This window comes from Streptomyces malaysiense, from assembly GCF_000980885.2.
Lineage (GTDB): Bacteria > Actinomycetota > Actinomycetes > Streptomycetales > Streptomycetaceae > Streptomyces > Streptomyces malaysiense.
Genome location: NZ_LBDA02000105.1, coordinates 1 through 13,705 on the forward strand (window position 1 = coordinate 1; position 13,705 = coordinate 13,705).

General features: G+C 73.3%; 11 protein-coding genes. 6 read left to right on the forward strand and 5 right to left on the reverse strand.

The features are described from left to right. Positions 1-41 precede the first annotated feature (41 nt). Positions 42-626, reverse strand: a complete 585-nt coding sequence (locus tag VT52_RS32400; protein WP_046425164.1) for a biotin transporter BioY — start codon at positions 624-626, stop codon at positions 42-44. A gap of 422 nt (positions 627-1,048) precedes the next feature. Between VT52_RS32400 and VT52_RS32405 the strand changes: the two genes are divergently transcribed. Continuing rightward, positions 1,049-2,431 carry an amino acid permease gene (locus tag VT52_RS32405; RefSeq protein ID WP_046425166.1) on the forward strand — a complete coding sequence of 461 codons (1,383 nt, stop codon included), beginning with the start codon at positions 1,049-1,051 and terminating at the stop codon, positions 2,429-2,431. 375 nt (positions 2,432-2,806) lie between these two features. Further along, positions 2,807-3,829, forward strand: coding sequence for a 2-hydroxyacid dehydrogenase (locus VT52_RS32410; protein WP_046425168.1), 1,023 nt, complete (start codon positions 2,807-2,809; stop codon positions 3,827-3,829). Positions 3,830-4,112: 283 nt separating this feature from the next. Here VT52_RS32410 and VT52_RS32415 read toward each other — a convergent pair whose 3' ends face one another. Beyond that, a complete protein-coding gene (locus VT52_RS32415) occupies positions 4,113-4,775 on the reverse strand; it encodes a mycothiol-dependent nitroreductase Rv2466c family protein (protein ID WP_046425170.1) in 663 nt (220 codons plus the stop codon). 140 nt (positions 4,776-4,915) lie between these two features. On the opposite strand from VT52_RS32415, the gene pepN reads away from it, so the two are divergent. Both pepN and VT52_RS32425 read left to right on the forward strand, forming a co-directional pair. After that, positions 4,916-7,486: an aminopeptidase N gene (pepN, locus tag VT52_RS32420; protein WP_046425172.1), complete on the forward strand. Its 2,571-nt coding sequence runs from the start codon at positions 4,916-4,918 to the stop codon at positions 7,484-7,486. A 207-nt stretch (positions 7,487-7,693) separates the two neighbouring features. Further along, entirely contained in the window at positions 7,694-8,755 is a 1,062-nt protein-coding gene (locus VT52_RS32425) for a hypothetical protein (protein WP_046425173.1), read from the forward strand. Between the two features lies 1 nt (position 8,756). Here the strand turns inward: VT52_RS32425 and VT52_RS32430 are convergent, their stop codons facing one another. From VT52_RS32430 to VT52_RS32440, 3 genes are all read right to left on the reverse strand, one after another. After that, positions 8,757-8,978 carry a hypothetical protein gene (locus VT52_RS32430; RefSeq protein WP_046425175.1) on the reverse strand — a complete coding sequence of 74 codons (222 nt, stop codon included), beginning with the start codon at positions 8,976-8,978 and terminating at the stop codon, positions 8,757-8,759. 23 nt (positions 8,979-9,001) lie between these two features. After that, a complete protein-coding gene (locus VT52_RS38290; protein ID WP_053055617.1) occupies positions 9,002-11,461 on the reverse strand; it encodes an ATP-binding protein in 2,460 nt (819 codons plus the stop codon). A 160-nt stretch (positions 11,462-11,621) separates the two neighbouring features. Next, positions 11,622-12,353 (reverse strand): Crp/Fnr family transcriptional regulator, encoded by a 732-nt coding sequence (locus VT52_RS32440; RefSeq protein WP_046425176.1) that lies wholly within the window; start codon positions 12,351-12,353, stop codon positions 11,622-11,624. 104 nt (positions 12,354-12,457) lie between these two features. On the opposite strand from VT52_RS32440, the gene VT52_RS32445 reads away from it, so the two are divergent. After that, positions 12,458-13,213: a hypothetical protein gene (locus VT52_RS32445; RefSeq protein WP_046425177.1), complete on the forward strand. Its 756-nt coding sequence runs from the start codon at positions 12,458-12,460 to the stop codon at positions 13,211-13,213. A gap of 10 nt (positions 13,214-13,223) precedes the next feature. Next, the gene (locus VT52_RS32450) at positions 13,224-13,673 is read left to right on the forward strand and encodes a hypothetical protein (RefSeq protein WP_046425178.1); all 450 of its coding nucleotides are present in this window, start codon (positions 13,224-13,226) and stop codon (positions 13,671-13,673) included. The last annotated feature ends 32 nt before the right edge of the window (positions 13,674-13,705 follow it).

Sequence of the window (13,705 nt, forward strand, 5' to 3'; positions counted from 1 at the left end):
GACCCGACGGGCCCCTCCTCGTACGTACGGGAGCCGCGGCCTCAGCGCTGCTTGCCCGTGAACTTCCACGCGGCCGGCAGCAGACCCATCGCGAGGGCGGCCTTCAGGGCGTCGCCGATCAGGAAGGGGACGAGGCCGACGGCGACCGCCTGGCCGAGGGAGAGGTGGGCGGCCAGGGCGAGGTACGGGACACCGACGGCGTAGATGACGGCCGAGCCGAGGATCATCGTGCCCGCCGTGCGCAGCGGGGAGCGGTCGGCGCCGCGGCGCGCGAGGGCGCCCACGACGGCGGAGGCGAGCAGCATGCCGAGGACGTAGCCGAAGGAGACCGCGCCCGCGCCGGAGTCGCCCTCCGCGAACCACGGGACGCCGATCACGCCGGCCACCGTGTACAGGGCGAGGGAGAGGAAGCCGCGGCGGGCGCCGAGCGCGGTGCCGACCAGCAGCGCGGCGAAGGTCTGGCCGGTCACCGGCACCGGGGAGCCGGGCACGGGCACCGACAGCTGGGCGGCGAGCCCGGTGAGCGCGGCACCGCCGAGCACGAGGGCGGCGTCACGGACGCGGGACGCGGGCAGCAGATCGGCGAGGACGGCACCCGGACGGGCGCTGACGGTGGCGGTGCTCATGGGGACTCCGCGGGGTGAAAGGGACAGGGGGACGGGTGGGACATCGCGACGCTATACCGGCGCCCCGAACCCGATCACCGTCAGCGATCGACAAAGGGTTGATCGACAGCTTGGTGGGCTCCGTACAAAAGTGCGACTCACACCGGGTGGGGCGTGACGGTGGTCACTGAGGTGAGGTGCTCTGGGCGACCCCGGGGGGTGATGGCGCGGATGTAGGAACCTGCCAAAGAGGGGTGGGGCGGGCCATGACCCGGCGACCGGAACCCCGGGCCGGGCGCCGGACCCGCGCGCGCCGAAGTAACCGGAATCTCACTCTCCGAATGGTGGGTGTCCGGATAGTGGGCATCCTCTTCGCCTGACCGGACGGGTCGCCGAGACTGGGTGGGTTTTTACCCGCCTATTGCATCGGGAGAGCCGCGCCCATGCCCAGCACCACCCGCTCGGATACACCACGCCTGGCGGAGAACCCCGCCCTCTCCCATGGACTCAAGCAGCGCCACCTGTCGATGATCGCCCTCGGCGGTGTGATCGGCGCGGGCCTCTTCGTCGGGTCGGGCGCGGGCATCGCCGCCGCCGGACCGTCCATCGTGATCGCCTACGCCCTGTCCGGGCTGCTGGTCATGCTGGTCATGCGGATGCTCGGCGAGATGTCCGCCGCCTACCCGTCCTCGGGCTCCTTCTCCGCCCACGCCGAGCGGGCGATGGGGCCCTGGGCCGGGTTCGCGGCCGGCTGGGCGTTCTGGGTGCTGCTGTGCACCGCGGTCGGCCTGGAGGGCATCGGCGCGGCGAAGATCGCGCAGGGCTGGGTGCCCGGCAGCCCGCAGTGGATGTGGGTCGCCCTGTTCATGGTGGTCTTCCTCGGCACGAACCTCGCCGCCGTGAAGAACTTCGGCGAGTTCGAGTTCTGGTTCGCCGCGCTCAAGGTCGGCGCGATCTCGCTGTTCCTGGTGCTCGGCGTGCTCGCCATCACCGGCGTGCTGCCCGGCACGGACTCCCCCGGCACCGCCCACCTCGGCCCCTTCCTGCCGCACGGCGGCCAGGGCCTCGTCATCGGCCTGCTCGCCTCGGTCTTCGCCTACGGCGGCCTGGAGACGGTCACCATCGCGGCGGCGGAGTCCGAGGACCCGGTGCGGGGCGTGGCGCGCGCGGTGAAGACGGCGATGTGGCGGATCGCCGTCTTCTACATCGGCTCCATGGCCGTCGTCGTCACCCTGGTGCCCTGGAACTCCCCGGAGGTCGTGGCACGCGGCCCCTACGTGGCGACCCTGGACCACCTCGGCATCCCGGGCGCGGGCCGGCTGATGGACGTCGTGATCTTCGTGGCCCTGCTGTCCGCGATGAACGCCAACATCTACGGCTCCTCGCGCATCGCCTACTCCCTGGTCGAGCGCGGCCAGGGCCCGAAGGTGCTGGCGAAGGTGTCCGGCGGGGTGCCCCGGATCGGCGTGCTCACCTCCTGCGTGGTCGGCTTCTTCTGCGTGCTGCTGAGCTACTGGCGGCCCGACGACATTTTCCCGTGGCTGCTGAACATGATCGGCGCGGTGATCCTGATCGTCTGGATCTTCATCGCCGTCTCCCAGCTGCTGCTGCGCCGCCGCATCGAACGCGAGGCCCCGGAGAAGCTGGTGGTGCGGATGTGGGCGTTCCCGTACCTCACCTGGGTGGCGCTCGCGGGCATGGCCACGGTCTTCGTCCTGATGGCACGGCAGCCCGACACCCGGGTCCAGCTCTACTCCTCGGGCGCGATGACGGTCGTGCTCGCGGCGGCCGGGTACGCCTGGCAGAGGGTGCGCGCGCGGCGCTGACCCGCAGGCAGCAGGAGACCGACGGCCGAGGCCCCCATGTGCGACACATGGGGGCCTCGGCCGTCACCGCACGGGCGCGCGCGGCCAGGCGCACCCGGCCGCCGGAGATTCTTCCTGCCACTCAGCCACTGTTGTTGGTAGTCTGTAGTTGCAACAACTTCGCAATAAGTACCCGACGGGCCGGTGGAGCGTCCTGCCTCGTGATCGTCTTCTCACCCTTCACGGCGGCAGGCGGATGAGGGGGCCCTCCGCGAGGACGTGACTCGCGGAGGGCCTTCCGCCGTACGCGCGAGGCGTGTGCGGAGTTTTCCCCGCTTTCCCCACACGCTGGGGATTGACGCCCCTCGGGCGATCATTACAACCTGTGTTCCTGTGATGACCTCCAGTGTGCGGGTACTGGCCGCCGGCGACCGCTTCGTGCTCCCCTCGCTGATCACGGCCGCGCTGGCCAGGCAAGCCCACTGCGATGTCAGGGAGTTGACACTCGGCTGGCCGCAGAAACCGTTCGGCACCGTCGCCGAGGTGGAAGAGGCGAGCGACGCGGAGGACGAGCTGATCGCGGCCCTCGCCGGCGCGGACGTCCTCGTCACCCAGATGGCACCGGTCACCGAACGGGTGCTCGCCGCCCGCCCCGAGTTACGGCTGGTCGCGGTCTGCCGGGGCCGCCCGGTGAACGTCAACCTCGACGCGGCCCGCGCCCACGGGGTCCGGGTGTGCTGCGCGCCCGGCCGCAAGGCCGCGGCGACGGCCGAGTTCACCGTCGGGCTGCTGCTCGCCGCCCTGCGGCGCATCCCTCAGGCCCACGACCGCCTCGCCGCGCAGGGGAGTTGGGCCGGGCCGAGGTACTACACGTACGAGCACAGCGGCCTGGAGGTGGAGGACCTGCCCGTCGGACTCATCGGGTACGGCGCGGTCGGCAGCCGGGTGGCGCGGGCGCTGGGGGCGCTCGGCGCGCGGGTGATGGTGTACGACCCGTACGCGCGCGGGGAGATCCACGGGCTGCGGATGGCGTCGCTTGACGAGTTGCTGCGGCGCTCGCGGGTGATCAGCCTGCATGCCCGGGTCACCGAGGAGACGCGGGGGCTGATCGGGGCGCGGGAGCTGGCGCTGCTGCCGCCGGGGGCGGTGGTGGTGAACGCGGCGCGGGGGGCGCTGCTGGACGAGGGGGCGCTGTGCGACGCGCTGGAGGACGGGCGGCTCGCGGTGGCGGCGCTGGACACGTACGCCGACGAGCCGCTGCCGGCGGACTCGCGGCTGCGGACGGTCGGGGGGCGGGTGGTGCTGACGCCGCATGTCGGCGGGGCGAGCCGGGCGGTGGCGGAGAAGGGGGCGCGGCTCGCGGCGGCGGAGGTCGGGCGGTGGGTGCGGGGGGAATCGCTGGCGCACTGCCTGACGTGACCTGCGGCGCGCGTGGCGGACGCTCCTCGCGGCAGCGCTCGCCACGGCAGGGGCTCGCCGCGGCAGGTGCCCGCCACGGCACACGCTCGCCGCGACGGGTGCCCGCCACGGCGGACGCGGGTCCTGGCCGGACGTGGTTCCTGACCGGGCTCGGTTCCTGGCGGGGCGCGGGTCCGTCGGTCGTGGCCGGTCGCGCGGCTCCCGGCGCCCCGGGGAACGGCGCTCGCGACGGCTGCGGCAAAACCGCGGGCCCGGCACCTCGCCGGGCCCGCGGCCGGCCGGTCTACAGGTTGCTGAAGTCGGGCCCCTGCGTCCGGGTGCGCTTGATCTCGTAGAAGCCCGGGACCGAGGCGACCGCCAGGGTGCCGTCCCAGAGGCGGGCGGCCTGTTCTCCCTTGGGGGCGGGGGTGACGACGGGTCCGAAGAAGGCGATCTGCTCGCCGTCGTCGCCGGGGACGGCGATGACGGGGGTACCGACCTCCTGGCCGACCTTGTCGATGCCCTCCTTGTGGGAGGCGCGCAGTTCGGCGTCGAACTCGAAGTCCTGCTGCTCGGCGTAGTCGATCAGCTCGGCGGGCAGGCCGACGTCGGCGAGGGCCCCGGCGATGGACTCCAGGGTGACGCCCTCGCCGTTGTTGTGGATGCGGGTGCCGAGCGCGGTGTACAGCGGGCCGACGACCTCCTGGCCGTGCTTCTGCCAGGCGGCGGTGACGACCCGGACCCCCTGCCAGGCGCGGACGGCCAGCATCTCCCGGTACTCCTCGGGCAACGTGTCCAGCTTGTCCTCGTTGAGGACGGCGAGGCTCATGACGTGCCAGCGGACCTCGATGTCGCGGAGCTTCTCCACCTCCAGGACCCAGCGGGAGGTCATCCAGGCCCACGGGCACAGCGGGTCGAACCAGAAGTCGACGGGGGTCTTGCCGGACGGGGACACGGTCTCGGACATGGCTCTCCTCAGCGAAACGGACTGCTCGAGGGATCAACGACGCCGTCCCGGAGGGCATTCCCCGGTGCTCCCCGACAGGGGCACATGGCAGGATCGGTGCTGTTCAGCCGTCAATCACGCGATCACAAGGGAGTGCCGCCGTGCCCGGTGAGAATCTTTCCCGCGACGAGGCCCGGGAGCGGGCCGCCCTGCTGTCCGTCGAGGGATACGAGGTGTCCCTGGACCTCAGGTCGGCCGTCGGCGACGCGGACGGCGAGCCGCGCACCTTCCGCTCGGTCACCACGATCCGCTTCCGCTGCAACGAGCCGGGCGCGTCCAGCTTCGCCGACCTCATCGCGCCGAGCGTGACCGCGGTGTCGCTCAACGGCAAGGACCTGGACCCGGGCGAGGCCTTCGACGGCGCCCGGATCGCCCTTGAGGACCTGGCCGCGGAGAACGAGCTGGTGGTCGACGCGCAGTGCGCCTACTCCCGCACCGGTGAGGGCATGCACCGCTTCGTGGACCCCGAGGACGGCGAGGTCTACCTCTACACGCAGTACGAACCGGCCGACTCCCGACGGGTGTTCGCGAACTTCGAGCAGCCGGACCTCAAGGCGCCCTTCCGCTTCGAGGTGCGCGCGCCCGAGGGCTGGACCGCATGGAGCAACGGCGCCGGTGAACTCGTCGACGGCGTCTGGAAGTTCGCGGAGACGAAGCCGATCTCGACGTACATCACCTGCGTGGTGGCGGGGCCGTACCACTATGTGACGGACTCCTACTCCCGTACGTTCGCGGACGGTACGACGCTGGAGATCCCGCTGGGCGCGATGTGCCGCAAGGGGCTCGCGCCGCACTTCGACGCCGACGACGTCTTCCTGGTCACCAAGCAGGGCCTGGACTTCTTCCACGAGAACTTCGACTACCCGTACCCGTTCGGGAAGTACGACCAGGCGTTCGTGCCGGAGTACAACCTGGGCGCGATGGAGAACCCCGGGCTGGTGACCTTCCGCGAGGAGTACATCTTCCGCGGGAAGGTGACGCAGGCGTCGTACGAGGCCCGCGCCAATGTGATCCTGCACGAGATGGCGCACATGTGGTTCGGCGACCTGGTCACCATGGCCTGGTGGGACGACCTGTGGCTGAAGGAGTCCTTCGCGGACTTCATGGGCACGTTCGGCAACGTCGGCGCGACCCGCTTCAAGGACGCCTGGATCACCTTCGCCAACCGCCGCAAGGCGTGGGCGTACCGCGCGGACCAGCTGCCGTCCACGCACCCGATCACCGCGGACATCCGCGATCTCCAGGACGCCAAGCTGAACTTCGACGGCATCACCTATGCCAAGGGCGCCTCCGTCCTCAAGCAACTGGTGGCGTACGTGGGCCAGGACGCGTTCCTGGAGGGCGCCCGCCGCTACTTCAAGCGGCACGCGTACGGCAACACGCGCCTCGGCGACCTGCTGTCGGTGCTCGGCGAGACCAGTGGCCGGGACATGACGGCCTGGTCGCGGTCCTGGCTCCAGACGGCCGGGGTGAACGCGCTGACCCCGCGGGTCACCGTGGAGGACTCCCGCGTCGCCGAACTCGCGGTGGTCCAGGAGGCCCACGAGTCCCACCCGGAGCTGCGACCGCACCGGGTGGCGGTGGGCCTGTACCGGCTGACCGGGGGCGGCGCGCTCGAACGGTACGCGCGGGTGGAGACGGACGTGGAGGGCCCGCGTACGGTCGTGGCGGACCTCGCCGGCGCCGAGGCGCCGGACCTGGTGCTGGTCAACGACGACGACCTCACCTACTGCAAGATCCGCTTCGACGCGGCCTCGCTGGACACCCTCCGGGAGCACCTGGGCGACCTGACCGACCCGCTGGCACGCGCGCTGTGCTGGTCGGCGCTGTGGAACATGACCCGGGACGCGCTGCTGCCGGCCCGGGACTTCATCGCCCTGGTGCTGCGGTTCGCGGGCCGCGAGTCCGACATCGGTGTGCTGCAGATGCTGCACACGTGGACCCGCACCGCGCTGGACCACTACGCCGCCCCCGAGTGGCGGCGGACGGGTGGCGCGCTGCTCGCCGAGGGCGCGCTGCGGGAGCTGCGGGCGGCCGGCGCGGGCGGCGAGCACCAGCTGGCCTGGGCGCGCTTCTTCGCCTCGACGGCCGCGGCCGAACCGGACCTCGCGCTGCTGAGGGACCTGCTGGACGGCACGACGTCGATCGAGGGCCTGGAGGTGGACCAGGAGCTGCGCTGGGCGTTCCTGGGGCCGCTGGCCGCGCACGGCGCCGCGGACGAGTCGGTGATCGCGGCCGAGCTGGCCCGGGACGACACCGCGTCCGGCAAGCGCCAGCAGGTGCGCTGCCTGGCGGCCCGCCCCTCGGCGGCGGTCAAGGCGCAGGCGTGGGCGCAGGTGGTGGAGTCCGACACGCTGTCGAACGCACTGGTGGAAGCCACGATCGCGGGCTTCGACCAGTCCTCCCAGCGGGAGCTGACCGCGCCCTACGCCGAGAAGTACTTCGCGGCCATCGGCCGGCTCTGGCAGGAGCGTTCGATCCAGATCGGCATGGACATCGTCAGCGGGCTGTTCCCGGCCCTCCAGGACCGGCCCGAGACCCTGGCGGCGGCGGACGCGTGGCTCGCGGCGCACGAGGACGCGGCGCCGGCGCTGCGGCGGCTGGTGCTGGAGGCGCGGGACGATCTGGCGCGTGCCCTGCGCGCGCAGGAGTGCGACGTGCGGGCCGGCTGATCTTTGGCCTGAGCCTCGGCGGTCGGTGACCGTTACGGGACCCGTACCCGCAAGGCCGTAACCCCTGGTCCGCACCCGGGCGGACCAGGGGTTTCCGGCGCTCTTTCGGCACCCGAACACCTGACCTTTAGTACTACCTTGTCCGCATTCCTCGACGGCCGTGTAACAGCGGTTAAAGGGGGGACCAGGGGTGGGCATCCGATGAGCATGACGCACAATGCACCGCTCTCCTCCCGCACCCTCGGTCACCTCGGCTCGCTCGCCGAGCCCCATCAGCGGGTCCGGACCACGGCCCAGCTGCGCGCCCACGGGGTGACCGCGGCCGAACTCTCCGCACGCTGCCGTCCGGGCGGGCCCTGGTCCCGGCTTCTGCCGCACGTCTACTTGTTGCGCCCCGGGCCGCCGACGGGTGAGGAGCGGCTGCACGGCGCCCTGCGGTACGCGGCCCGCCGGCCCGCGCCCGGCGTCCCGGTCCAGCCGACCGGGCGGCACGCGCACCGGACGCCCTACCCGGGCGCGGTGCTCACCGGCCTCACGGCGCTCGCCGTCTACGGCTTCGCGCAGACGCGGCCGGAAAACCTGGAGCACGTCGACGTCCTGGTGCCCCGGCAGCGCCGGCTGCGCTCCACCGGCTACGTCCGCGTCCTGCGCACCGCGGACCTGCCCGCCCCCGCCACGGTCGGCGGGCTGCCGGTGGCGCCGGTGCCGCGAGCGCTGGCGGACGCGGTGGCCCAGCTGCGGGACGGGAAGACGGTGCGGCGGCTGCTGACCGAGGCGGTGCGCGGCGGGCACTGTGAACCGGCCGCCGTCGTCGCCGAGTTGAGCCGCGCGAAGCTGCTCGGGCTGCCGCATGTGGTGGACGCGGTGGACTCGCTGGTGGCGGCGGGCCGCGCGATCGCGGAGAGCCGGCTGTACCGGATGGTCCGCGAGCACGGCCTTCCGGACCCGCTGTGGAACGTCGAGCTGCGCCTGCCCGGCGGCCCCCGTCTCGGCGCCCTGGACGCGTACTGGCCGGACCAGGCGGTCGCGGTCGAGCTGGACACCCGGGGGCACCGGCGGGACGGTGCCGACGCGTCCGACGAGGAGACGGAGTGGTCGCGGTACGCCCGCAAGCGGGAGCACCTGGAGCGGCTGGGCATCACGGTCGTCCACCTGTCCCCGAGGAAGCTCGGGGACGCGATGGAGCAGCAGGCCGCGGTGGTCCGTACGGCCCTGATGGCGGCGAACGACCGCGAGCCCGCCGCCTATGTGGTGGTCCTGCCCCGGTAGTTCAGGCCTCTTCCGGGGTCTCGTGGTGGACGTGCAGATCGCCGTTCATCACGGTGTATACGGTGCCGTGGTCCTTGGCGGTGTTGTTCTGGACGGGACCGGCGGCCTCCCGGTCGGCCTCGGGGGCGGCCTGGCGGACCTCGACGCGGTTGTCGTTCCCGGCGACGACCGGGCCGGACGCGTCGCCGCCGATGCGGATGCTGTTACCGGGTGTACGGGACATGGGGCCCTTCCTGGGGAGCGGGGTCACCGCTCGCGGGTGAGGTAGAACGTTCCGCAGCTGAAGCACTGCACGCCCTGCTGGTAGGTCTTGGTCATGGTGGTGGTGACCTTGGCGGAGTCGCCGCCGGTCAGGGTGATCGTGGTGGTGGCCTCGCCGAGGAGGTCGGTGCAGGAGCCGCTGGTGGTGTCGTAGATGGGCCGCTCGGCGCTGTAGGTGTCGCCGATACCGGTGTACTCGGTGTTCGACTCCTGGCCGCAGGCGTCGCGTCCCCGGGAGACGTATCCGCCGCCCGAGGCGTCGAACTCGTACGTCGCGCCGTCGCTGCCCGTCCAGCGCCCCGCGAGACCGGTGTCCGAGGAGCTGGACGAGCTGGACGAACCGGAGCGGCTCTCCGCGAACGAGTGCACCGCCTGGCTGATGACGACCCGGCCCACGACGACGGCGACGATCACCGCGACGACCTTGAGCACCACGGAGGCCCCCGCCATGGAGGCCCCGGCACCGGCCGCGCCCGCACCCGCGGCACCGGCGCCCGCCGCGCCCGTCCCCGCGGCACCGGTCGCCGCCGAGGCTCCGGCGTGCGCGGCACCGGCGGAGTGCGCGGCGGCGCCTGCTTTGGCGGCACCGGCCTTGGCCGCGCCCGCCTTGGCCGCACCCGCTTTCGCCGCACCGGTCTTCGCGGCTCCCGCCTTCGCCGCACCGGCGTTCGCCGCGTGCGGGGCGGCGGCCGTGTGCGCCGTGGCCGTGGTGTGTGTGGTGGCTGTGGTGTGCGCGGTGGCCGTCGTGTGCTGGGCCGCCGTCGTGTGGGCCGTCGTGCCGGGGTCCGTCGTGGTGCCGGACGGGTGGGCTGCCGTGCCGTGTGCGCCCGCCGCGTGGGCGGTGGACGGGTCGGGGGCGGTGGGTCCCGAGGAGGCGAGGCGGGAGGCGCCGCCGTCCGGCTGGAGCAGGGTGCCCTGGGCGTTCGCGGCGTGCGAGGGGACGTACTGGTGGGCCCCGGCGGCCGCGTTGGCGCCGTGCACATCGCCCAGTCGGCGCCACAGGACGGCCGCCTCGGTGAGCAGTACGGCCGCCATCACCCGGCGCCCGGTGAGCAGGCTGCGGATGCCCTGCTCATGGGTGAAGTACGCGACGGCCCGCCGGTCGCCGGCCAGCTGGGCCGCGGGCAGCCCGAGGTCCAGCAGCCTGCCCCACACACCGAACCGCAGGGAGCGGGCCAGTGCCGGGGACGCGGCCCGTACGATACGCACCGCCAGCTCGGGGCGGCCGTCACGCTCGGCGAGTTCGGCCACCACCTCCAGGGCGCGGCCGTGCTGCTCGACCTGTGCGGCGGTGGTGGCGGGGCGGCCGATCCAGGTGGCGAAGTGCTCGCACAGCACCTCGACGGAGAATGGCTCGGGGTCGCGCTCGCGCAGCGCCGGTACGACATCGGCCACGGCGCGGTAGCCGCGCTGGGTCTGCTCCGCGAGGCCCAGGTCCACCAGGCGGCCGCAGAGCACCTCGGTGTCGGTGGCGCCGCCGAGGGCCTCGATGTGGCCGATGTCGAGATCGGCGTCGTCGAGGGTGGTCAACAGCCGCAGGACGCGCAGCGGTTCGTCGTCCAGCCGGCCGAGCAGCAGGGGCAGCAGATCGCCGACCTCGGCGGGGCGGGGCAGGGCGCCGGTGCCGGCCGGTTCCAGACGGGTGAGGGCGGCGGCGCGCAGCAGCAGCAGGGGGCGCCCGGACGACGTCTCCCACAGGTCGCCCGCCGTGGAGCCCTCCGCGCCCGCGCCCACGGGCCGGCCCAGTTCGCGTGCGAGCAGGTCGAGGGCGGGGGCGCGGCCGATGCCGTCCAGGCGCAGGGCGGTGCCGTCGCCGAGCAGTGATCTGTCCCGGCCCGCGACGACGAACGTGGCGTCGGGCGCCGCGTCCATGAGGGTGCGCAGGCCCTCCGGGGAGAAGTCGGCGTTGTCGACGTAGACGGTGACGCGCACGCCGGTCATCAGGCGGCGCAGTTCGGGGCTGGAGGGGGCGTACCCCCGGGTCTCGTAGCAGGCCTCGAACATGTCCTGGGCGAGGTCCTCGGGTTCGCGCCGGGCCGCGTCGAGGAAGAGCACGCCGTCGCGTTCCGGGGTGAGGGTGCGGGCCGCGTGCCGCAGCAGGGTGCTCTTGCCGACGCCGGGGGCGCCCCACAGCTGGACCGGGCCGCCGTCGCGGACGGCGGTCGCGAGCCGGGCCAGGTCGGTGTCCCGGCCGAGCGGCGCGTTCTGCCGCCGGGGCAGCAGCGCCACCCGGTCGCGGCGCACCGGGCGGGGCCTGCGGCCCTCCATGAGGAGGGTGACGGTCGAGCCGTGCTGGGCGTCGATGACGACATTGTGATCACCGGCGACGACCGGGCCGCCCGCGTCGCCCGCGATGTCGATCCGCCGCTCGGGCCCGCCCTCGGGCCTCCGCTCGGGCCCGTCCTCGTCGGCCGGAGCGGGCCCGCTCGTGTCTCTGTCCGTCATGACAACCCCCGTTGCGCAGGCGGCCCCGGAGCCCTGTCGCGCCGACGCCCTGCCGCCACGCTAGCCACGGGCGGGCACCGGGCTGTCGTCAAAGTACGGTTTTCCCGGACCGTTTTCGAGCGGCTCCGGGGCTCTCGACACCACTTCTGCACAAGGGAGTTCAGGATTCCGGGTAGGCGATGCGGTACAGGAGGGCGAGGTCCTCGATACGGACGCTGCGGTAGCCGGTGGCGACGGCGCCCGAACGGCGCAGCGCGCGCAGCGCCTTGTGCACGCTGGGCTCGGCCGCGCCCGCCAGAGTGGCCAGTTCGGGCTGGGTGATCGGCCAGTGGATCACCGCACCGGCGCCCGCGCGCTCCCCGTAGGTCATCGCGAGATGGTGCAGCACCCGGGCGAGGCGGGTGCCGACGTCACAGCCGGTGAAGTTGATGCGATGGGCGTTGGCCAGGCGCAGTTTGGCCACGATGGCGCGGTTCACGGCGTCCGCGATCCGCGCGTCCCGGCGCAGGCAGTCCAGGAAGGCCGCGCGGGTCACCATCCGGGCGACGAGCGGACCGCAGGTGGTGACGGTGGCCGAGCGCGGTTTGCCGTCCACGGCGGCGAGTTCGCCCACCAGATCGCCGCCCATCCGCACGGCGAGCAGGGCGTCCCGGCCGTCCTGGGTGCGGCCGGTGGCCTTCACCACGCCGTCCAGCAGGATCAGCACGAAGTCGGTGCGGTCGGCCTCCCGGATCAGGATCCGGTCCGCGTCGTAGCGCACCCGTGTCCCGAGGCCCAGCAAGCGGGCGCGCGCGTCCGCGCCGAGGCCGCCGAGCAGGCTGGGCGCCGGCCAGTCCCACTCCTCGCGCGGCCGCCGTCCGGAACGCGCGAGGGACCGTGTGCCGTCCACCATGGCCCCAGTATCCCCGCCCGACCCCGTATTCCTACGAGTTGTGCGCACACCGGCGCGGGAAGACTGGAGTACGTCACCTCCGCCGCCGAGCCGAAGCGGGTGCCATGAACGACGAGTTGGAGTACCGGGCCTTGCTGGCCGTGGACATCGAGCGGTCCGCCGGGCGCGGGGACCGGGCGCTCCTGGAGATCCGGGCGCGGCTCACGGAGATGCTCCGGAAGGCGTTCGAGGCGAGCGGTGTCGACTGGTCCGCGTGTCTGCGCCACGATCTGGGCGACGGGCTGCGGGTGACGGCACCGGCGGGCACCCGCAAGGCGGCGCTCGTCCATCCGCTGGTGCCCGAACTCGCCCTGCGGCTGCGCACGTACAACCGGGGGGCCTCGCCGCTGACCCGGATCCGGGTGCGGATCGCGCTGCACGCGGGCGATGTCCATGTGTCCCCGGACGGGGCGGTCGCCGGCAGCCCGCTGGAGGTCCTGGCCAGGCTGCTCGACGCGCCGCCCGCGCGGGCCGCGCTGGCCGGGGCGCCGCAGACGGTGCCCGCGTCGCTGCTGCTGTCCGGGCACTTCTACGACGAGACGGTGCGGCACGGCCATCTCGGCCTTTTCCCCGAGGACTTCCGCAAGGTCGGCTTCACGGTGAAGGAGCACACCGCCGACGCCTGGCTCCAGTTGCCGGGCCGACAGCCGCCCGCGGAGGCCGCTCCCGAACCGGCCGACACCCAGCAGGAGCCCGCCGGTTCGGAGACGGCCGGTTCGAAGACGGCCGGTTCGAAGATGGTCAACAAGGCCTCCGGTCACGGCGTCGTCTACGCCACCCAGCACGGCACCCAGCACATCCGGATCGAGAGAAAGCACTGAGGAAGGCCGTATGAACGACGAACTGACCGTGCTCGCCGAGGCCGGGGCCGCCGCCGTGGTCACCGCGATGGCCACCGATCTGTGGCAGGAGACCCGCGGCGCCGTCGTCGCCCTCTTCCGCCCGGACCGCCGCCGACGGGCCGCCCTGGAGAGCCAGCTCGACGGCAACGCGACGCTCGTCCGGCAGGCCTCGGACCCCGACGCGGCCCGGCAGGCGCTCTTCTCCTACTGGACCCTGGAGCTGACCGCGCTGCTCCGGCGCGACCCGGCTGTCCGCGCCGCGCTGGAACGGCTCGCGGCGGCCGTCGAGGACGCGCCCGGGGGCGGGACGCGGGGGCGGGTGCTGCGGCAGACGAACACGGCACATGGCTCCGGGACCGTGTTCGCCGTGCAGCAGGGCGACCAGCATGCCTACGGCGCGAAGGCGGAGTGGGAGCGGGGGGTGGAGTCGCAGGGCTGATCGCCGCGGTACTCGGCGCCCAGCACCGCGGT